The 19,233-nt window shown below is 71.8% G+C and carries 20 protein-coding genes and 1 riboswitch; of the genes, 11 read left to right on the top strand and 9 right to left on the bottom strand.

What is annotated here, in order from left to right; translation table 11 throughout:
* Positions 1–63: 63 nt before the first annotated feature.
* On the top strand, positions 64–1,101 hold the full coding sequence (locus ACI2L3_RS19500) for a 6-phosphofructokinase (protein WP_404753582.1): 1,038 nt from the start codon (positions 64–66) through the stop codon (positions 1,099–1,101).
* A gap of 79 nt (positions 1,102–1,180) precedes the next feature.
* Positions 1,181–2,185 carry a 2-hydroxyacid dehydrogenase gene (locus ACI2L3_RS19495; RefSeq protein WP_404753581.1) on the top strand — a complete coding sequence of 335 codons (1,005 nt, stop codon included), beginning with the start codon at positions 1,181–1,183 and terminating at the stop codon, positions 2,183–2,185.
* Here the strand turns inward: ACI2L3_RS19495 and ACI2L3_RS19490 are convergent.
* The 3 genes from ACI2L3_RS19490 to ACI2L3_RS19480 form a co-directional block, all read right to left on the bottom strand.
* Complete coding sequence (locus ACI2L3_RS19490) at positions 2,128–4,017, bottom strand: anthranilate synthase family protein (protein ID WP_404753697.1); 1,890 nt, start codon at positions 4,015–4,017, stop codon at positions 2,128–2,130. The genes ACI2L3_RS19495 and ACI2L3_RS19490 overlap by 58 nt on opposite strands.
* A 117-nt stretch (positions 4,018–4,134) precedes the next feature.
* Positions 4,135–4,194, bottom strand: coding sequence for a trp operon leader peptide (locus ACI2L3_RS19485; protein ID WP_106977022.1), 60 nt, complete (start codon positions 4,192–4,194; stop codon positions 4,135–4,137).
* Between the two features lie 10 nt (positions 4,195–4,204).
* On the bottom strand, positions 4,205–4,798 hold the full coding sequence (locus ACI2L3_RS19480) for a TetR/AcrR family transcriptional regulator (RefSeq protein ID WP_404753580.1): 594 nt from the start codon (positions 4,796–4,798) through the stop codon (positions 4,205–4,207).
* A gap of 45 nt (positions 4,799–4,843) precedes the next feature.
* On the opposite strand from ACI2L3_RS19480, the gene ACI2L3_RS19475 reads away from it, so the two are divergent.
* From ACI2L3_RS19475 to ACI2L3_RS19465, 3 genes are all read left to right on the top strand, one after another.
* Complete coding sequence (locus ACI2L3_RS19475; RefSeq protein WP_404753579.1) at positions 4,844–5,773, top strand: SRPBCC family protein; 930 nt, start codon at positions 4,844–4,846, stop codon at positions 5,771–5,773.
* Positions 5,774–5,808: 35 nt separating this feature from the next.
* The gene (locus ACI2L3_RS19470; protein ID WP_404753578.1) at positions 5,809–7,161 is read left to right on the top strand and encodes a class II 3-deoxy-7-phosphoheptulonate synthase; all 1,353 of its coding nucleotides are present in this window, start codon (positions 5,809–5,811) and stop codon (positions 7,159–7,161) included.
* A 167-nt stretch (positions 7,162–7,328) separates the two neighbouring features.
* Positions 7,329–7,577 carry a bacterioferritin-associated ferredoxin gene (locus tag ACI2L3_RS19465; protein WP_404753577.1) on the top strand — a complete coding sequence of 83 codons (249 nt, stop codon included), beginning with the start codon at positions 7,329–7,331 and terminating at the stop codon, positions 7,575–7,577.
* Here ACI2L3_RS19465 and bfr read toward each other — a convergent pair.
* Positions 7,574–8,053, bottom strand: coding sequence for a bacterioferritin (bfr, locus tag ACI2L3_RS19460; RefSeq protein ID WP_362992482.1), 480 nt, complete (start codon positions 8,051–8,053; stop codon positions 7,574–7,576). The genes ACI2L3_RS19465 and bfr overlap by 4 nt on opposite strands.
* 165 nt (positions 8,054–8,218) lie before the next feature.
* Here bfr and ACI2L3_RS19455 point away from each other — a divergent pair, with 165 nt between their 5' ends.
* On the top strand, positions 8,219–8,851 hold the full coding sequence (locus ACI2L3_RS19455) for a sulfite oxidase-like oxidoreductase (RefSeq protein ID WP_404753576.1): 633 nt from the start codon (positions 8,219–8,221) through the stop codon (positions 8,849–8,851).
* 176 nt (positions 8,852–9,027) lie between these two features.
* Here the strand turns inward: ACI2L3_RS19455 and ACI2L3_RS19450 are convergent, their stop codons facing one another.
* From ACI2L3_RS19450 to thiO, 5 genes are all read right to left on the bottom strand, one after another.
* Positions 9,028–9,912 (bottom strand): deoxyribonuclease IV, encoded by an 885-nt coding sequence (locus ACI2L3_RS19450; RefSeq protein ID WP_404753575.1) that lies wholly within the window; start codon positions 9,910–9,912, stop codon positions 9,028–9,030.
* Between the two features lie 177 nt (positions 9,913–10,089).
* Positions 10,090–12,045, bottom strand: coding sequence for a Stk1 family PASTA domain-containing Ser/Thr kinase (gene pknB / locus ACI2L3_RS19445; RefSeq protein ID WP_404753574.1), 1,956 nt, complete (start codon positions 12,043–12,045; stop codon positions 10,090–10,092).
* Between the two features lie 312 nt (positions 12,046–12,357).
* Complete coding sequence (locus ACI2L3_RS19440; protein ID WP_404753573.1) at positions 12,358–13,161, bottom strand: thiazole synthase; 804 nt, start codon at positions 13,159–13,161, stop codon at positions 12,358–12,360.
* Between the two features lie 6 nt (positions 13,162–13,167).
* A complete protein-coding gene (thiS, locus tag ACI2L3_RS19435) occupies positions 13,168–13,380 on the bottom strand; it encodes a sulfur carrier protein ThiS (protein WP_404753572.1) in 213 nt (70 codons plus the stop codon).
* The gene (thiO, locus tag ACI2L3_RS19430) at positions 13,377–14,606 is read right to left on the bottom strand and encodes a glycine oxidase ThiO (protein WP_404753571.1); all 1,230 of its coding nucleotides are present in this window, start codon (positions 14,604–14,606) and stop codon (positions 13,377–13,379) included. Before thiO ends, thiS begins: the two co-directional genes overlap by 4 nt.
* Positions 14,604–14,717: riboswitch (TPP riboswitch) on the bottom strand. Its footprint overlaps the gene before it by 3 nt.
* 202 nt (positions 14,718–14,919) lie before the next feature.
* On the opposite strand from thiO, the gene ACI2L3_RS19425 reads away from it, so the two are divergent.
* From ACI2L3_RS19425 to ACI2L3_RS19405, 5 genes are all read left to right on the top strand, one after another.
* Positions 14,920–16,083 (top strand): NAD(P)/FAD-dependent oxidoreductase, encoded by a 1,164-nt coding sequence (locus tag ACI2L3_RS19425; RefSeq protein WP_404753696.1) that lies wholly within the window; start codon positions 14,920–14,922, stop codon positions 16,081–16,083.
* A 52-nt stretch (positions 16,084–16,135) separates the two neighbouring features.
* Positions 16,136–16,501, top strand: coding sequence for an Rv2175c family DNA-binding protein (locus ACI2L3_RS19420; RefSeq protein ID WP_404753570.1), 366 nt, complete (start codon positions 16,136–16,138; stop codon positions 16,499–16,501).
* Positions 16,502–16,552: 51 nt separating this feature from the next.
* A complete protein-coding gene (gene thiE / locus ACI2L3_RS19415; RefSeq protein ID WP_404753569.1) occupies positions 16,553–17,203 on the top strand; it encodes a thiamine phosphate synthase in 651 nt (216 codons plus the stop codon).
* A gap of 103 nt (positions 17,204–17,306) precedes the next feature.
* Positions 17,307–18,224, top strand: coding sequence for a methylenetetrahydrofolate reductase [NAD(P)H] (gene metF, locus ACI2L3_RS19410; protein ID WP_404753568.1), 918 nt, complete (start codon positions 17,307–17,309; stop codon positions 18,222–18,224).
* A gap of 51 nt (positions 18,225–18,275) precedes the next feature.
* A complete protein-coding gene (locus ACI2L3_RS19405; RefSeq protein WP_404753567.1) occupies positions 18,276–19,226 on the top strand; it encodes a hypothetical protein in 951 nt (316 codons plus the stop codon).
* Positions 19,227–19,233 lie beyond the last annotated feature (7 nt).

The following is a 19,233-nucleotide window of genomic DNA, read 5'->3' as shown; positions in this document are numbered from 1 at the left end:
GGAGTGACCTGGATCACCATTAGCGTGACTCGCATCAGGTCACTGAGGCGAAGGGACTGTTCCATGGGGGCCAAGAAAATTGGCGTACTGACCGGAGGCGGCGACTGCCCCGGGCTCAACGCGGTCATCCGCGGCGTCGTCCGCAAGGGCGTGCAGGAGTACGACTACGACTTCGTCGGTTTCCGGGACGGCTGGCGCGGTCCGCTGGAGGGCGACACCGTCCCGCTCGACATCCCGGCGGTCCGCGGCATCCTGCCGCGCGGCGGCACCATCCTCGGCTCCTCGCGCACCAACCCGTTCAAGGTGGAGAACGGCGTGCGCCGCATCAAGGAGAACCTCGCCAAGCAGGAGGTCGACTCCCTCATCGCGATCGGCGGCGAGGACACGCTCGGCGTCGCCGCGCGCCTCACCGACGAGTACGGCGTCCCGGTCGTCGGCGTCCCGAAGACCATCGACAACGACCTCTCCGCCACCGACTACACCTTCGGCTTCGACACGGCCGTCGGCATCGCGACCGAGGCGATCGACCGCCTGCACACCACCGCCGAGTCGCACATGCGCGTCCTCGTCGTCGAGGTCATGGGCCGCCACGCGGGCTGGATCGCCCTGCACTCGGGCCTCGCGGGCGGCGCCAACGTCATCCTCATCCCCGAGCAGCGCTTCGACGTCGACCAGGTCTGCGCCTGGGTGACCTCGCGGTTCAAGGCGTCGTACGCCCCCATCGTCGTCGTCGCGGAGGGCGCGATGCCCAAGGACGGCGAGATGGTCCTCAAGGACGGCACGCAGGACTCCTTCGGGCACGTCCGGCTCTCCGGCGTCGGCGAGTGGCTGGCCAAGGAGATCGAGGGGCGCACCGGCAAGGAGGCGCGCACCACGGTCCTCGGCCACGTCCAGCGCGGCGGCACCCCGAGCGCCTTCGACCGCTGGCTCGCCACCCGATTCGGCCTGCACGCGATCGAGGCCGTCCGGGACGGCGACTTCGGCAAGATGGTCGCCCTCAAGGGCACGGACATCGTCCGCGTACCGATCGCGGAGGCCACGGCCCGCCTGAAGACGGTGGACCCGGCGCTGTACGCGGAGGTGGGTGTCTTCTTCGGCTGACCCGGGGAGGGCGGCCCTGACGCGTCCGGGACGGCCCCCCGCGGTGCCGTCCCGGAAACCGGTCAATAGACTCACAACCATGGAAATTCTCGCATTTGGCGTGCAGTCCGATGAAAAGCCGCTGATGGAGAAGGCCTTCGAGGGGCACCACGACATCCGCTGCCTCGACGTGTTCCTGAACGAGGACACCGCCCCCATCGCCGCCGGCTACGAGATCGTCTCCTCCAGCGTCAACGCCACCCTCGACAACCGGGTGCTCCAGACGCTCGCCGCCGGCGGCACACGGATGATCGCCCAGCGCTCCACCGGCTTCAACAACATCGACCTGCGGGTCGCCGAACGCCTCGGCCTGACCGTCGCCCGCGTCTCGTACTACTCGCCATATTCCGTCGCCGAGTTCGCCTGGACCCTGGCGATGGCCGTCAACCGCCGCATCGTCCGCGCCAGCAACCGCACCCGCGACTTCGACTTCAGGCTCGACGGCCTGATGGGCCGCGACCTGCGGGGCCGCACGGTCGGCGTGCTCGGCACCGGCAAGATCGGCGAGGCGTTCACCCGCATCGCGCACGGCTTCGGCATGCGGCTGCTCGGCTGGGACGTCGCCGAGAACCCCGCCTGCGTCGAGCTCGGCATGGAGTACGTGGCGAAGGACGAACTCCTCGCCGAGGCGGACCTCGTCTCCCTGCACGTGCCGCTGCTCCCGGCCACCCAGCACCTCATCGGCGCCGACGCGCTGCGCAGGATGAAGGACGACGCGATCCTGGTGAACTCCAGCCGCGGCGGCCTGATCGACACCGAGGCCCTGGTCGGGGAGTTGCGCGTCGGCCGCTTCACGGGCGTGGGCCTGGACGTGTACGAGGCGGAGGCGGGACTCTTCTTCCTCGACAAGTCCCTGGAGGTCGTCGAGGACGACACCCTGGCCCGCCTCGTCACGTTCCCGAACGTCGTGGTCACCTCCCACCAGGCGTACTACACCGCGGACGCGGTCGCCCAGATCATCGACACCACGGTGCGCAACGTCCTGGACTACCTGGCGGGCCGCCGCTCCGAGAACGTCTTGGTGCCCGCGCCGGGCAGGAGCTGACCGAGCAGTTCCCGCACGATCCCGGCGCCGCGCAGCGTCAGCACCGACTCCGGATGGAACTGCACCCCCGCGAAGCCCGGTCCCCGCAGCGCGTGCACCTCACCGGTCGCCGCGTCCCTGCTGACGTCCACGTCGTGCGCGGCCAGCTCCGCCGCGGCCGCGTCGTCGCAGCGCGCCACGAAGCTGTTGTAGAACCCGACGGTCTCGGGCCGCCCGAACAGGTCGATGCCCGTCTGTGCGCCCTGGTACGGCACTTCCTTGCGCACGGTCTCCAGGCCCAGCTCGGCCGCGATCAGCTCGTGCCCGAGGCAGACGCCGAGCACGCCGTGCCCGTGGCCGCGGATCACCTCGGCCGTCAGTGAGCGCAGGAACCGCATCTTCGGGTCGGTGAGGTCGGACGGGTCGCCCGGGCCGGGGCCGAGCACGACGGGTCCCTCGTGCGCGAGCACCCTCTCCCGCAGCCCCTCCTCGTCGTACCGCCGCACCGACACCCGGAGGCCGGAGGAGCGCAGGACGTGCGCGAGCATCGCGGTGAAGGTGTCCTCGCCGTCCACCACGAGCGCGTGCCCGGCCAGCTCGTCGGCCCGCTCCTGCATCCGCAGCCAGAACGGCGCGAGCGACGCGCGCCGGCCGTCCAGCGCCGCCCGCACCCGCGGGTCGTCGGCGAGGGCGGGCCGCGTGCCCTCCTCGCGGGGGCGCCCGGGGCGCACGCCGAGGGCGGCCAGCACACCGGCGGCCTTCGCGTGCGTCTCGGCGACCTCGCCCAGCGGGTCGGAGCCGCGCACCAGCGTGGCGCCCACCGGCACCCGCAGCCGCCCGGCCGCGGAGATGTCGGCGGTGCGGATCAGGATGGGGGAGTCCAGGGTCTGCGCGCCGCCCGCGTCCCTGCCGATGAGGGCGAGGGCGCCCGCGTAGTAGCCGCGGCCGCCGGATTCATGCCGCTCGATGACGCGGCAGGCGTTCTGCACCGGCGACCCGGTGACGGTCGCCGCGAACATCGTCTCCTTGAGGACTTCCCGTACGTCCAGCGACGACTTCCCGCGCAGCTCGTACTCGGTGTGCGCGAGGTGGGCCATCTCTTTGAGGCGCGGCCCGATGACGACGCCGCCCATGTCGCCGACGGTGCACATCATCTTGAGCTCCTCGTCGACGACCATCGAGAGCTCCTCGATCTCCTTGCCGTCGGAGAGGAAGGCGAGCAGGTCGTCGGGCGTGGGCCCGTCGGCCGGGTAGCGGTACGTCCCGCTGATGGGGTTCATGACGACCGTCCCGCCGGACATCCGCACGTGCACCTCGGGGCTGGCCCCGACGAGCGTGCGGTCCCCGGTGTGCACGACGTACGTCCAGTACGCGCCCCGCTCGCCCACGAGCAGCCGCCGGAAGAGCGCGAGGGCGTCAGCCCTGCCGAACCCCGGGATCTCACCCTCGTACGTGCGACGGATGACGAAGTTGGCGCCCTCGCCACGCCCGATCTCCTCGCGCAGGACGCGCCCCACGATGTCCGCGTACGCCGCGTCGTCCACGTCGAAGGCCCCGCCCTCGACCCGCACCTCGTGCGCGGGCAGCGCCGCAAGGGCCTCGGCGAGCGGGAGTTCGTACCGCTCCTCGGGGGTGAGGACGGTGAGCGGCGTGCCGTCGTCGCGGACGTCGAAGCCGCGCTCCCTGATCTGCCGGAAGGGCACGAGGGCGAGCCCCTCGGGGATGTCCGTGAGCCGTTCGTACGTGCCCGTCGGGCCGGTCAGGACCTCGACCGTGTCGTGGTCGCGGCCCGGGGTGCGGCGGCGCAGCAGGGCGAAGGGGCGGTCGTCGGACAGGAGGTCGGTGAGGTTCATGGGGTGCATGGGGATGGTTCCTTCTCACTCGGAGAGGAACGGCCCGGCCCCGGGAGGTCCGGAAAACACTGAAGGCCGCCCCTCGGGCGGCCTTCGCGAGTCTCTGTGCGCGCAGAGTCAGTGGGCCGCCGGATGAGCGGGCCACCACCAGTTACGAGTCGTCGTCTGCGCGTGCATGTCCGGCACCTTAGCGCATCATCAGGAGGTCGAGGCTCTCGTCGAGATAGGCGCCGAGCTCCGCGCCGGACGGTACGGCCGAGGGCACCGCGTGGCCGAGCTGGGTGTGGCCCAGATAGACGCTGTACGCGAGCAGGCCGCGCCGCCGCGCCTCCGCCGCCGGGAAGCCGAGGCCGGCGAAGAGCTCGGCGACGTACGTCAGACGGCGCTCGGTCACCTTCCGCAGGGCGGCCGCCACCCGCGGGTGCTCGGCCGTCGCCAGCAGGGAGACCTCCAGCGGGCCCGAGGCGGCGGCGGTGATGGCCTCCGCGAAGAGCATCCGGATCCGCTTGCGGGGGTCGGGCTCGGCCTCCACGTGGCTGATCATGCCCTCGGTGTGGAGCTCGGCCCAGCGCTCCAGGGCGGCCTCGATGAGCGCGTCGCGGTTGGCGAAGTGCCAGTAGAAGCTCCCCTTCGTGGTGCCGAGGCGGACCGCCAGGGGCTCCACGGCGACGGCCGCGAGCCCGCCCTCGCCGATCGCCGTCAGCGCGGCGTCCGCCCAGTCGTCGGCGGTCAGCCGGGGCTTCGCCGGGGCCTTCTTCTGCTGCCGTTGCGCCATGTCCATACGCTACCGTACGGTTGACCATACGCCAGCGTATGGAGGTGCGGCATGGGAGTCGTGCGCAACGAACACGAGCGGGTCGTCGAGGCCCCGGCGGAGGCAGTCGGGGCTCTGCTCGACCGCCTGTCCGCCGAGGACGACCCGGTCTTCCCCGTCCCGGCCTGGGCGCCGATGACCTTCGACCGCCCGCTGGGCGTCGGCGCGACCGGTGGCCACGGCCCGATCAGGTACTCCGTCACCGCCCACGAACGGGGCCGCCGTATCCGCTTCGCCTTCACCCCGCCGGGCGACGGCTTCCACGAGGTGACGGTCGAGCCGCGGGGCGGGGGCCGCTGCCTCGTCCGCCACGTCCTGGAGATGCGGCAGTCCGGCGTCGACCGCCTCCTGTGGCCCACGGCCGTCCGGCCCGTCCACGACACGATGGTCGAAGAGCTCTTCGACAACATCGAGCGCGCGGCGGCGGGCGGCTGCGCCCGCCCCGTCCGCTGGTCGCCCCGGCTGCGGCTGCTCAACCGGCTCTGGTGGCCCCGGCCCGAGACGGTGGAGGTGCCCGCGGAGGCCAGGCTGCTCCGGGCCTCCGTGGAGCGGCCCGGCTACCGGGACGCGTACCGCATGGAGCTGCGCGCCGGCCTGCCGCGCGACCCCGCCGCGTGGACCGGCGTCCTGCGCGACGCCTTCCCCGTCATCGCCCGCGAGGACGGCGAACTGCTGATGGACGTGGACACGGCGGGCCTCACCGCCCGCGCCTCGATCCTGGTCGACGAGCGGCACGTCACGCTCAGCACGGCCGTCCGCGCGGACGCGGTCCGCTCCCGGCTCTACTGGGGCGTCGTGAAGCGGGTGCACCCCTTCATGGCCCGCATGATGCTGCGGCGCGTCCACCGAAGGCTCGCCCTCGCCGCACCGCACGCCGCAGACCGGGCAACAGGAAGCGATCGCTCCACTGTGTCGGCTCCGTCTCACTTCGTGAGCGGGTGAATGGACGGCGCGCTGCACCACGTAATGTTGACGAGGTGACCGTGAACGCTAAGACCACCGCCACCGGTGGCAACACCTGGCGAAACCTGCCCGCGGCGCAGCAGCCCGAGTACCCCGATGCCGAGGCTCTGCGCGATGTGATCGCGGACCTCGAGTCGTATCCGCCGCTCGTCTTCGCGGGCGAGTGCGACCAGCTGCGCGCCCGACTGGCCTCCGTCGCCAAGGGAGAGGCGTTCCTGCTCCAGGGCGGCGACTGCGCCGAGGCCTTCGACGCGGTGTCCGCCGACCACATCCGGAACAAGCTGAAGACGCTGCTCCAGATGGGCGCCGTCCTCACGTACGCGGCCTCCGTGCCCGTCGTGAAGATCGGCCGCATCGCGGGCCAGTACTCCAAGCCGCGCTCCAAGCCGACCGAGACCCGCGACGGCGTGACGCTCCCGACCTACCGGGGCGACTCCGTCAACGGCTTCGACTTCACCGAAGAGGCCCGCATCCCGGACCCCGAGCGCCTGAAGCGGATGTACAACGCCTCCGCCTCCACGCTCAACCTGGTGCGCGCCTTCACCACGGGCGGTTACGCGGACCTGCGCCAGGTGCACGCCTGGAACCAGGACTTCGTGAAGTCGTCCCCGTCCGGCCAGCGGTACGAGCAGCTGGCCCGCGAGATCGACAACGCGCTCAATTTCATGCGCGCCTGCGGCACCGACCCGGAGGAGTTCAAGACCGTCGAGTTCTACGCCTCCCACGAGGCGCTGCTCCTCGACTACGAGTCGGCGCTGACCCGCGTCGACTCCCGCACCGGGCGGCTCTACGACACCTCGGGCCACATGGTCTGGATCGGTGAGCGCACCCGTCAACTCGACCACGCGCACATCGAGTTCGCCTCCCAGGTGCGCAACCCCGTCGGCATCAAGCTCGGCCCGACCACCACGGCCGAGGAGGCGCTGGAGTACATCGAGCGCCTCGACCCCGACCGCGAGCCCGGCCGGCTGACCTTCATCGTCCGGATGGGCGCCGACAAGGTCCGCGACAAGCTGCCCGAGCTGGTCGAGAAGGTCACCGCCTCCGGCGCGACCGTCGCCTGGATCACCGACCCGATGCACGGCAACACGTACGAGGCGGCCTCCGGTCACAAGACCCGCCGCTTCGACGACGTGCTCGACGAGGTCAAGGGCTTCTTCGAGGTCCACAAGGCCCTCGGCACCCACCCGGGCGGCATCCACGTCGAGCTCACCGGTGACGACGTCACCGAGTGCGTGGGCGGCGGCGACGAGATCTTCGTCGACGACCTGCACCAGCGCTACGAGACGGCCTGCGACCCGCGGCTCAACCGCAGCCAGTCGCTCGACCTGGCGTTCCTGGTGGCGGAGATGTACCGCGACCAGTAGTTCTTCGAGCTGTACGTACGTGTGGGGCGCGGATCCGTGTGATCCGCGCCCCACCGGCGTATCCGGGGCTTTTGTGGGCCCGGAGTCATGGGTAAGGTTAGGTTAGCCTCACCGATCAATCGGGACGGCGCTACCGATGAGTCCTGTCCGTCCTGTCTGCCTGGGAGGTGAGCCGCGTGTACGTCTGCAACTGCTTCGGGGTCACCGAGGCGCAGGTGAAGAAGCACGCGGCGGACGGGGCCTGCACCCCCCGCCAGATAGCCTCGGCCTGCAAGGCGGGCACGGACTGTGGTTCGTGCGTACGACGCATCCAGGCACTGCTCGGCCGGGGCGCGTGCCCCCGCCGTGAGCTGGCGGACCAGGGAGAGCCGGTGCTGGCCGGCCTCGACGAGACCGCTCAGCAGGCCGCCGCCTAGCTCTCCGGCTGCTCGATGAGCTGCGCCAGGTACAGCGGCTCGCCCAGCTTCTCGACGAGCTCCAGCTGGGTGTCCAGATAGTCGATGTGGTGCTCCTCGTCGGCGAGGATCGACTCGAAGATGTTCGCGGACGTGATGTCGCCCTTGGCGCGCATCACCTCGATCCCCCGCTTGAGGCGGTCGATCGCCTCCACCTCGACCTGCCGGTCCGCCTGGAACATCTCGGTGACCGTCTGGCCCACCCGGACGTGGAAGAGCCGCTGGTAGTTGGGCAGACCGTCGAGGAACAGAATCCGGTCGGTCAGCACCTCCGCGTGCTTCATCTCGTCGAACGACTCGGACCGGGTGTACTTCGCGAGCTTCGTCCAGCCGAAGTTCTCCTGCATCTTGGCGTGGAGAAAGTACTGGTTGATCGCCGTGAGCTCGGCGGTCAGCTGCTCGTTGAGAAATTCGATGACCTCGGGGTCGCCCTGCATCGCAGAGGCTCCTTCCACGCGGGTGACTGGGCAGGTAGCGCGCATCTTTGCACCGGTGTTCGGAGGGCGTCCAGTAAGTGCACGCTTAGTAGGAGTTGCCCGAATCCGTATCTGTCAGACTTCGTCTGGTCACGTCCACCGCCCCGGGTCTGTCAGGATGGAGTCATGGGTCAGCTGGCGGAACGCGCATCTCGACAGGCAGCGGAGCCGGAGCTTCCGCCGGGTCAGCGGCTGCAGCGCGGCTGGCCGGTCACGCACTACGGACCGGTGCCGAAGTTCCGTCCCGAGCGCTGGGAGTTCAGGGTCTTCGGAGCCACCGCGGACGGCGAGAAGCACTGCTGGACGCACGAGGAATTCTCCGCGCTGCCGTACGACACCGTCGTTGCCGACCTGCACTGCGTCACGAAGTTCAGCATGCTCGGCGCCGAGTGGGGCGGGGTGCCGGCCCGCACGCTCCTGGAGATCGCCCCGCCCGCGCCGAACGCCACCCACGTCATGGTCTGGGCCGAGTACGGCTTCAGCTCCAACCTGCGGATGGCGGACTTCGCCTCCGACCGCACGATTTTCGCCACCCACAAAGGCGGCGAACTGCTCACCGCGGAGCACGGTTTCCCGCTCCGGCTCGTGGTGCCCCACCTGTACGCCTGGAAGGGCCCCAAGTGGGTCCGCGGCATCGAGTACATGACCGCCGACCGCCGCGGCTTCTGGGAGGAGCGCGGCTACCACAACGTCGGCGACCCGTGGCAGGAGCAGCGCTACTCGTACCAGGAGGAGCCCGGGGACGGCCCCGAGTTCTAGGGCGTGTCTTTCGGATCAGCCCGGGCCCGCGACGCCTGGCACGGCGCCTCGCGGCGTTGTCGCATCACCCACGGACGCCCAGTCCGCGGGCGATGCTCCGCCTTGCGATGCACCGCACCAGACGCCGCGGGCTGTCCGGACCGATCCAAAAGACACGCCCTAGCCCGGCCGGGGCGCTACAGGCCCCGGAGCGCCTTCAGGCGCGCCACGTCCGCCGCGTGCCCCTCCTTGCCGCCGGGCGTCTCGATGACCAGCGGCACGCCCTCGGTGGCCGGGTGCAGCATCAGCTCGCGGAACGGCTCCTCGCCGATGTGGCCGGTGCCGATGTTCTCGTGGCGGTCCTTGTGGGCGCCGACGACGTCCTTGGAGTCGTTGGCGTGCACGAGCTTCAGACGGCCCTCGCCGACCGTCTCCACGAGGAGGTCCAGGGTCTGCTTCATGCCGCCCGGGCCGGTCAGGTCGTGGCCCGCCGCGTAGATGTGGCAGGTGTCCAGGCAGATGCCCAGCTTGGGGTGGGAGTCCAGCGCCTCGAAGTACGGGCCGAAGTCCCAGGTGCGGGAGCAGAGCGAGGCGCCCTGGCCCGCGGTCGACTCCAGGAGCAGGAACGGGTCGTCGTCGTGCGTCAGCTCGTCGAGGAGCGGCAGCATCCGGTCGCGCACCTGCTTCAGGGCGACCGCGCGGTCCCGGCCACCGGTCGCCGAGCCGGTGTGCACGACCACGCCGAGGGCGCCGATCTCGCGGGCCCTGCGCAGCGAGTGGCGCAGGGAGTCCACGGACTTCTCGACGGTCGCCTCGGTGTGCGAGCCGAAGTTGATGAGGTAGGGCGCGTGGACGTACGCCGGGATCCTCTCGGCGGCGCAGGCCGCGCGGAACGCCTCGTCCTGCTTCGGGTTGCCGGGCGGCGTCGCCCAGCCCCGCGGGTTGGCGACGAAGACCTGGACGGTTTCGGCACCGAGGTCACGGGCGTACGAGAGGCCTACGGAGGCGAGTCCACCGGCGACCGGGACGTGGCCGCCGACGGGGTTGCGGGGCACTGCGTCGGGGGAAATGTTGCTGCTCACGACGTCAAGGGTGGCACGCGGCCGGGGGTGCTCCGAACCGGCCGGGACGGGCGGGTGCTTTGGGAGGGCCGGGGTGCTTCGGGGCGCTCGGGGCGGCCGGGTCGCTTCGGGGCGGCCGGGACGCCTCGAAACGGCTGGCGCTCCGGGGCCGGACGCGGGTTCGGCCCCCACACGCTCTCAGCGGATCGTGATGGTGATCGTCGAGTTCTTCGGCGCCTTGTCGCCGCCGTCCACCGACTGCTTCTTCACGGTGTCCCCGAAGATGCCGAGCAGCCCGCGGTCCTCGTCGACCTCGAAGCCCGCCGCCTCCAGCTTGTCTTTGGCCTCGTCGACGTCCATCCCGGTGACGTCCGGGACCTCGACCATCGGCGGGCCCTTGGAGATCGTCAGCTCGACCGTGTCGCCCTCGGCGATCGTCTTGTCGGCGACGGGCGACTGCGCGGCGACATCGCCCTTGTCCTCGTCGGAGTGGACCCGCGACGGCACGATCTCGACCTTCAGCCCGGCGTCCTCCAGGTCGGCCCTCGCGTCGTCCTCGGACTCGCCGGTCACGTCGGGAACCTCGACGGGGCGGCCCTTGCTGACGACCAGGGCGACGGCGGAGCCCGCCTTGCGGGTGAAGCCGGCCCGCGGGTCCGTGCTGATCACGGAGCCCTTGTCGATGTCCTCGTTGAACCTCTTGGTGACCATGCCAGGGGCAAGGCCGGCGTTCTTGAGCTCCTTCTTCGCCGTGGCCAGCGGGAGATTCCGCACGTTCGGGACCTTCACGGTCTCCGGGCCCAGCGAGATGGTCAGCGTCACCCCGTCGTTCTGGCGGATGCGGTCGCCCACCGCCGGGTCGGTCTTCATGACCGTGCCGCGCTTGTCCGTGTCGCTGTAGGCGCGCTTGACGTCCTTCACGTCGAGCCCGGCGTCGTCGAGCCGCTGCTTCGCCTGCGCCTCGGTCTTCGCCAGGAGCGGCGGGACCTCGGTGAACTGGCCGGAGTTGATGTACCAGACGCCCGTGCCGATCCCCAGGACCAGCAGGACACCGGCGATGACCGCGATCATGCGGCGGCGCGGGTCGAACCGGCGCCGGGACGCCGGCGCTGCGGGCGGGGCGGGCGGCGGTGTGGCGAGGACGCTGGTGCGGTTCAGCGCGTCCTGGCCGCCGCGCTCGTCCCGCTCGCCCTCGGCAGGCAGCGGAAGCTGCACGGAGCGCGCCGCGCGCGGGATCACGCTCGTGCGGTCCTGGGAGCTGTCGTGCTCCGCCGCACGGGCCTGCGGCGGCACCGCGTCGAGCTGCTCCTCGGTGAGGGCGGCCCGCGCCTCCCTGAGGTGGGCGAGGAGCGCCACCGCGTCGTACGGACGGATGTCCGGGGTGCGTGCGGTGGCGGAGGCGACCAGCTCGTCGAGTGCGAAGGCAAGCCCGGGGACGGCCGCCGACGGGGGCGGCACGTCCTCGTTGAGGTGCTGGTAGAGGACCTGGGCGGGGGAGTCCCCGGAGTGCGGCTTGGCGCCGGTCAGCATCTCGTAGAGCACGACCCCGCACGCGTACACGTCGACGCGGGTGTCCGCCGTGCCGTGCTCGATCTGCTCGGGGGCGAGGTAGGAGACGGTGCCGAGGACGGTGCCCGTCGTGTTCGTGACCGTGTCCACCGCGCGGACGAGCCCGAAGTCGGCGACCTTCACCCGGCCGTCGTCCCCTATGAGGACGTTCTCCGGCTTCATGTCGCGGTGCACGAACCCGGCGCGGTGCGCGGCGCCGAGCGCGGCGAGGACCGGCTCCAGGATGTCGAGCGCGGCCCGCGGCTGCAGGGCGCCGCGCTCGCGCAGGACGTCGCGCAGGGTGCAGCCCGCGATGTACTCCATCGCGAGGTAGACGTACGACCCGTCCGTGCCCTGGTCGAAGACGCCGACCACGTTCGGATGCGAGAGCCGGGCCACCGACTTGGCCTCGCGGATGAAGCGGTCGACGAAGGAGGCGTCGGCCGCCAGCGTCGGGTGCATCACCTTGAGCGCGAGCACGCGGTCGAGGCGGGTGTCCACGGCCCGGTAGACCGTGGCCATCCCGCCGACCGCGATGCGCCCGTCGATGCGGTAACGGCTGTCGAGCAGCTGCCCGACGAGCGGGTCCTGAAGGGTCGTGTCCACGGAGGGAGTCTACGAGCAGCCACCGACACCCCGGCCGGGGCGGGCACGCTCACGGCGCTACTGCAGCCGAGCTGTGACAGGCGCCAGGGCGACCGCGCCCCGTAAGGGGCGCGAGGAACTGCGCGACAAGCCCCCACCGGCGGTGAGCCGCGAATGGACAGAGCCCCGCACCCCCTAAGGCGCCCCGCTCCGGATCGAGCCGGGCCATGCCCTCCGCAGGAGACGGCGCGGGGCGCCCCGTCAGGGGCGCGGGGAACTGCGCGACGAGCCCCCACCGGCGGCAAGCCGCGAACGGACAGAGCCCCGCACCCCCTAAGGCGCCCCGAAGGCCGGCCGCTCCGGATCCAGCCGCGCCATGCCCTCCGCAGGAGACGACGCCTCCGCGAAGTGCCGCCGCGGAATCCGCCCGGCCCGGTGCGCGAGCCGCCCCGCCTCGACGCCGTGCCGCATGGCCTCGGCCATCAGGACCGGCTCCTGCGCCCGCGTCACCGCGGAGGCCAGCATCACACCCGCGCAGCCCAGCTCCATCGCGATCGCCGCGTCGGACGCCGTGCCCGCGCCCGCGTCGAGGATCACCGGCACGCGCGCGTGCTCCACGATCAGCTGGAAGTTGTGCGGGTTGCGGATGCCGAGCCCGGAGCCGATGGGCGAGCCGAGCGGCATGATCGCCGCGCACCCCACGTCCTCCAGCTTCCGCGCGAGCACCGGGTCGTCGTTCGTGTAGGGCAGCACGGTGAAACCGTCGTCCACCAGGGTCTCGGCGGCGTCCAGGAGCTCGACCGGATCGGGCAGCAGGGTGCGCTCGTCGGCGATCACCTCCAGCTTCACCAGCTCCGTGCCGAGCGCCTCGCGCGCGAGCCGGGCGGTGAGGACGGCCTCGCCCGCCGTGAAACATCCCGCCGTGTTGGGCAGCACGCGGATCCCGAGGCGGTCGAGGACGGAGAGCACGGAGCCCTGCACGCCCGGGTCGAGACGGCGCATCGCGACGGTGGTCAGCTCCGTGCCGGACGCGACGAGGGACCGCTCCAGGACGTCGAGGCTGGGCGCCCCTCCCGTGCCCATGATCAGGCGCGAGGAGAGGGTGAGCCCGCCGATGACGAAGGGGTCGTCTGCCATGGTGGTTCAGCCTCCCTGGACGGCGGTGAGAATTTCGACGCGGTCGCCCTCGGCGAGCGTCGTGGTGGGCCACTGCGCGCGCGGGACGACGGTTTCGTTGACGGCGGCGGCGACTCCGGAGTGCGCCGAGGAGAGGGTGGCCACGACGGCTTCGAGCGTGGTGCCCGAGGCCACGTCGCGTGCTTCCCCATTGACGGATACGGCGAAGGGCGTGGTCATGCGTGCTGCTCCGTGAAGTGCGGCGTGGTGGGAGGGGGTACGGGGGAGGGGGCGGTGAAGCGGCGCGGGGTGAACGGACGCGCCACGTCCGGCAGTTCGCCGGTGGTCAGGGCGTGCGCCATGACGTCGCCGGTGAGGGGCGTCAGCAGGACGCCGTTGCGGTGGTGCCCGGTGGCCAGGTGGAGCCCGGCGAGCCGCGTCGGGCCGAGCAGCGGCGCGTTGTCCGGCGAGCCGGGGCGCAGGCCGGCGCAGGTCTCGGTCAGCGGCAGCTCCGTGATGCCGGGGACGAGTTCGTGCGCGTCCCGCAGCAGTTCGTAGACGCCGCCCGCGGTCACCGTGGTGTCCCAGCCGAGCTCCTCGCTGGTCGCGCCGACGACGAGCTCGCCGTTCTCGCGCGGCACGAGGTAGACGTGGCTGCCGCGCACCACGGCCCGCACGGTGCGGCTCAGGAACGGCGCGTACGGCTTCGGCACCGTCAGCCGCAGGACCTGTCCCTTCACGGGCCGCACGGGCGGCAGGACGTCCTGCGGAACGCCCCCGAGACGCCCGCTGAGGCTGCCTCCCGCGAGCACGGTCCGGTCCGTGCCCAGCTCGGTGCCGTCCGCGAGGACGACGCCGCGCGCCCGGTCGCGTACGACGGACAGGCGCTCGGCCCACGCGCGGTGGAAGGTCACACCGGCCCGCTCGCAGGCGACCACGAGCGCCGCCGCGAGCCGCCGCGGGTCGACCTGGTGGTCGCCGTCGACCCGCAGCCCGCCGCGTACGCCCGGCGCGAGCATCGGCTCCAGGCGGCGGCACTCGCGGCCGCTCAGCCACTCGGACTCGAGCCCCGAGCGGCGCTGCAGGGCGTGCAGTTCGCGCAGGTGGGCGCGGTCGTCGGAGTCGAGCGCGACGGCGAGCGTGCCGCACGCGCGGTAGCCGAGGTCCTGCCCGCTCGCCTCGGTCAGCTCGGCGGCGAAGGCGGGGTAGCGGCGGGCGGATTCGACGTTGAGGCCGAGCAGGGTCTGCTCGCCGTAGTGCAGTTCGGTGACGGCGGCCAGCATGCCCGCGGCGACCTGCGCGGCGCCGCCGCCCGGCTCCGGGTCGACGACCGCGACCGAGAGCCCGCGCTGGGCCGCCCGCCAGGCCGTGACCAGGCCGATGACGCCGCCCCCGACGACGAGGACGTCAGAGGTGGCGGATGGTGGTGTCGTACTCGGACGCGCTGGTGGCGTACGTGGATGCATGGGCGTCCAGCCCCTCCCTTCGCCGGCATGACCCGGATCAGGTTCGTACGGTCGGAGGCCGTCCCAGCCTCCCTCTCAGCCCGGTGCGTCCGGGCTCCCGCGAGTGCTCTGCACCGGCCACCCTAGCCCGTCGCCCCGCGCGGCAGTAGGGGAGCTGTCCGGGTATGGGCGGTGACGGTGTGTCAGAGATCTCCCCGCATCCGTCTGAAGTCGCCCCGGGCCGCCGCCCTAGAGTGATCGGGTGAGCGAGCAGCAGAGGCAGAGCGGGAAACAGCGGCAGGCCGAGCGGCACGTCGTCATCGTCGGAGCCGGAATGGCCGGGGTGCAGACCGCGGTGGCCCTGCGCGAACAGGGCTTCACCGGCGCGGTCACCCTCATCGGGGCCGAGCCGCACCAGCCGTACGACAGGCCGCCGCTGTCCAAGGCGGTGCTGCTCGGCAAGGCGGAGGGCTCCGCCTTCGACATCGACTTCGAAGCGCTCGGCATCGAGCTGGTCTTGGGTCGCGAGGTCACCGGAGTGCGCCCCGCCGACCACGAGCTGGACACCGCCGAGGCCCCCCTCCCGTACGACGTCCTGGTCCTCGCGACCGGCGCCGAACCGATCCGGCTGCCCGGCACCGAGGGCGTCCCGGGCGTCCACCTGCTGCGCACCCTGGACGACGCCGAGCGGCTGCGCCCGGTCCTCGCCGCGCAGCGGGACATCGTGGTCGTCGGGGCGGGCTGGATCGGCGCGGAGTTCGCGACCGCCGCGCGCGAGGCGGGCTGTTCCGTCACCGTCGTCGAGGCCGCGTCGAGGCCGCTGGCCGGGGCGCTGCCGGAAGAGGTCGCAGCGCCCATGGCGGGCTGGTACGCGGACTCCGGAGCGGTGCTGCGCACCCACGCGCGCGTGGAGCGTGTCGAGCCGGGCGAGGTCGTCCTGTCCGACGGGACCCGGCTGCCCGCCGGCGCCGTCGTCGTCGGCATCGGGGCGCGGCCCGCGACGGCCTGGCTGGCCGGCTCCGGCATCGAGCTGGGCGGCCACCGGGAGGTCGTGGCCGACGCCGGTCTGCGCACCTCGGCCCCTGACGTGTACGCGGTCGGCGACTGCTCCTCCTTCCCTTCGGGAAGGTACGGCGAGCGGCTTCTCGTGCACCACTGGGACAACGCCTTGCAGGGCCCGCGCACGGTCGCGGCGAACATCATCGGCGAGACACCGGCGGCGTACGACCCCGTGCCGTACTTCTGGTCGGAGCAGTTCGGCCGCTTCGTGCAGTACGCGGGCCACCACGCCTCGGCGGACGAGCTGGTGTGGCGCGGCGACCCGACGGGGGTGGCCTGGTCGGTGTGCTGGCTGCGGGACGGCGCTCTCGTGGCGATCCTCGCGGTGGGCCGCCCCAGGGACCTGGCCCAGGGCCGCAGACTGATCGAGTCGGCCACCCGTCTGGCCCCCGCGCAGGTGGCAGACCCTTCGGTGCCTTTGAAGAAGGCGGCACTGTAGCCGGACGGCCGCCGTCCGGTGCGTGTCACCGGCCAGAGATACGCTGGACCACGTGACCGAGATTGACGCAAAGACTGACGCTCTTGTCCCCGCCTGGCTGCACCTCCCCGACATCGCGGAAATGCTCGACGTCGAGGTGACCCGTGTGCGCCAGCTGGTCAAGGAGGGCCAGCTGATCGCCGTACGCCGTGGGGAGAACCGGGCGCTCCAGGTGCCCGCCGCCTTCATCGACGACGACAAGGTCGTCAAGGGCCTCGCCGGCACCCTGACGCTCCTGAGGGACGACGGCTTCTCCGACGAGGAGATGCTGGAGTGGCTCTTCACCCCCGACCCGAGCCTGCCCGGCACCCCCGTGCAGGCACTGGGCGAGAATCGCGGCACGGAGGTGAAGCGTCGCGCCCAGGCGCTGGCTGTTTGACCTGAGCGCACCAGCAGACCAGCACACGACCGACAACGGGGGGACTTCTCCATGGCCGCCGACCACCGCACCCGGCTCGCGGACGCCCGGCTCTACCTGTGCACGGACGCACGCAGGCGCCAGGGGGACCTCCCCGAGTTCCTCGACGCCGTCCTCGCGGGCGGCGTCGACATCGTGCAGCTGCGCGACAAGGGCATGGAGGCCGGCGAGGAGCTGGCGCACCTCGAGGTCTTCGCGGACGCCGCGCGGCGGCACGGCAAGCTCCTCGCGGTGAACGACCGCGCGGACGTCGCGCACGCCATCGGCGCCGACGTGCTGCACCTCGGCCAGGGCGACCTGCCCGTCCCGGCGGCCCGCGCCATCCTCGGCGAGGACGTCCTCATAGGCCGCTCCACGCACTCCGAGCCGGAGGCCGCCGCGGCCGCGGTCCAGGACGGCGTGGACTACTTCTGCACGGGGCCGTGCTGGCCCACGCCCACCAAGCCGGGCCGCCACGCCCCGGGCCTCGACCTGGTCCGGTATACGGCCTCGCTCGGCACGGACCGGCCCTGGTTCGCCATCGGCGGCATCGACGCGGGCAACCTGGACGAGGTGCTCGAAGCGGGCGCCCGGCGGGTCGTCGTCGTGCGGGCCGTCACCGAGGCCGACGACCCCGGTGCCGCCGCCGCGGAGTTCGCGAAGCGGCTCCGTACAACTGTCTGAGCAACAACCCGGGAGTGTCCGATCCGTGGACAACAAAACGGCAAATCGGCTAAATCTCCCAGGTCTGGTTGGGTGACCGTCGCGGCCTGGCTAACCTGCCCGTATGGCCTCAGGCACAGCTTCGACCAGGACTGACCGTGCGCGCACGGTGCGCGACATGCTCGCGACCGGAAAAACGACATTTTCGTTCGAGTTCTCCGCGCCGAAAACCCCCAAGGGTGAGCGGAACCTCTGGAACGCGCTGCGGCGGGTCGAGGCGGTCGCCCCGGACTTCGTCTCCGTGACCTACGGCGCGGGCGGTTCGACGCGCACCGGCACGGTCAAGGAGACCCAGCAGATCGTCGCCGACACGACCCTGACGCCCGTCGCGCACCTGACCGCGGTCGACCACTCCGTGGCCGAGCTGCGCAACATCATCGGGCAGTACGCGGACGCGGGCATCAGGAACATGCTCGCGGTCCGCGGCGACCCGCCGGGCGACCCTCTCGGCGAGTGGATCGCCCACCCCGCAGGCCTCACCTACGCCGCCGAGCTGGTCGAGCTCATCAAGGAGTCCGGCGACTTCTGCGTGGGCGTCGCCGCCTTCCCCGCGATGCACCCGCGCTCGCCCGACTGGGAGTCCGACACCCGGCACTTCATCGACAAGTGCCGGGCCGGCGCGGACTACGCGATCACGCAGATGTTCTTCGACCCCGAGGAGTACCTGCGGCTGCGCGACCGCGTCGAGGCGGCGGGCTGCGAGACGCCGATCATCCCCGAGATGATGCCGGTCACCAACGTCCGCCAGCTCGACCGGCTGCCGCAGCTCAGCAACGCCGTGTTCCCGGCCGAGCTGAAAGAGCGGATCCTCTCGGTCAAGGACGATCCCGCCGCTGTACGCTCCATTGGCATCGAGTTCGCGACGGAGTTCTGCGCGCGGCTGCTGGCCGAAGGTGTGCCCGGGCTGCACTTCATCACGCTGAACAACTCCACGGCGACGCTGGAGATCTACGAGAATCTGGGCCTGCACCACCAGGCCTGAACGGTCGTACCCGCACCCGAGGGGCGGCGGCCGTAGGGGAGAGGGGCGTACATGGGCTGGACGGTCCTCTACATCGCGTTCGGATGCGTCGCGCTGTGGTTGCTCGGCGAGGTTCTGCTGCAGTACAAGGCGAGGCTCCGCTGGCGCCTGCTCGCCTTCGTGGGCTTCCTCGGCGTCGTCGTCGGCGTGCTGCTCTCGACGGTGTGGATCATCGGGATCGGCGCCATCGCGTTCGCCACGGGCCAGACGTACGTGACGATGTCGTTCCGCCGGGGCTTCTCCACCGGCTGGGCGCTCGGCGGGCAGCCGGGCCTGAGCAAGCGCCGCAAGCGGCCGGCGCGGGCCGCCGCGGCCGCGGCGGAACCGACGCTGCGGGTCTCCGACCTGGAGGTCTCCGACTCGGACGCCCCCGACGCGGACGTCTCCGACATGGCTTACGGGCAGGTCCCGCCGCCGCCCGCGCACGGTCCTGACATCCCCGCGGGCGGGGTCTACGCACCGGAGCCGATGCCCGACGACACCGGGCAGTACGGCGTGTACAGCGACGCTCCGTACGCCCCGTCGGCCGCCGGCGACGCCCACCAGAGCGAGGGCTACGGCTACGACGCCGCGGCCTACACCGGCTTCGACCAGCAGCACGCCCAGCAGAACCAGAACTACGCGTACGACGAGACCGGTCAGCAGCAGTACGCCGCCTACTCCGACCCGTACATCGGCACGCAGACGTACGGCGCGGGGCAGAGCTACGACACGTACGGCGACCAGCAGCAGTACGCCCCGTACGGCGGCGACACCTACAGCGGCTCCCTCGGCGGCGCGTACACCGACACCCCGCCCGGCGGCGTCTGGGTGCCCCAGCAGCGCAACACCGACGACCAGTACGGCGGCGAGCTCCCCCCGGAGCAGCAGCCGTACCCGTACCAGGGCGGCGACCACGGCTCCGGCTACGACGGCCCGGGATACGACGGCTCGGGGTACAACGAGCAGCAGTACCGGTACTGAGGCGCGC

It is taken from the genome of Streptomyces sp. NPDC029674 (assembly GCF_044903205.1).
Taxonomy (GTDB): domain Bacteria; phylum Actinomycetota; class Actinomycetes; order Streptomycetales; family Streptomycetaceae; genus Streptomyces.
Note: the sequence above shows the minus strand (reverse complement) of the source record. Positions and strands in the feature narration are given on the sequence as shown.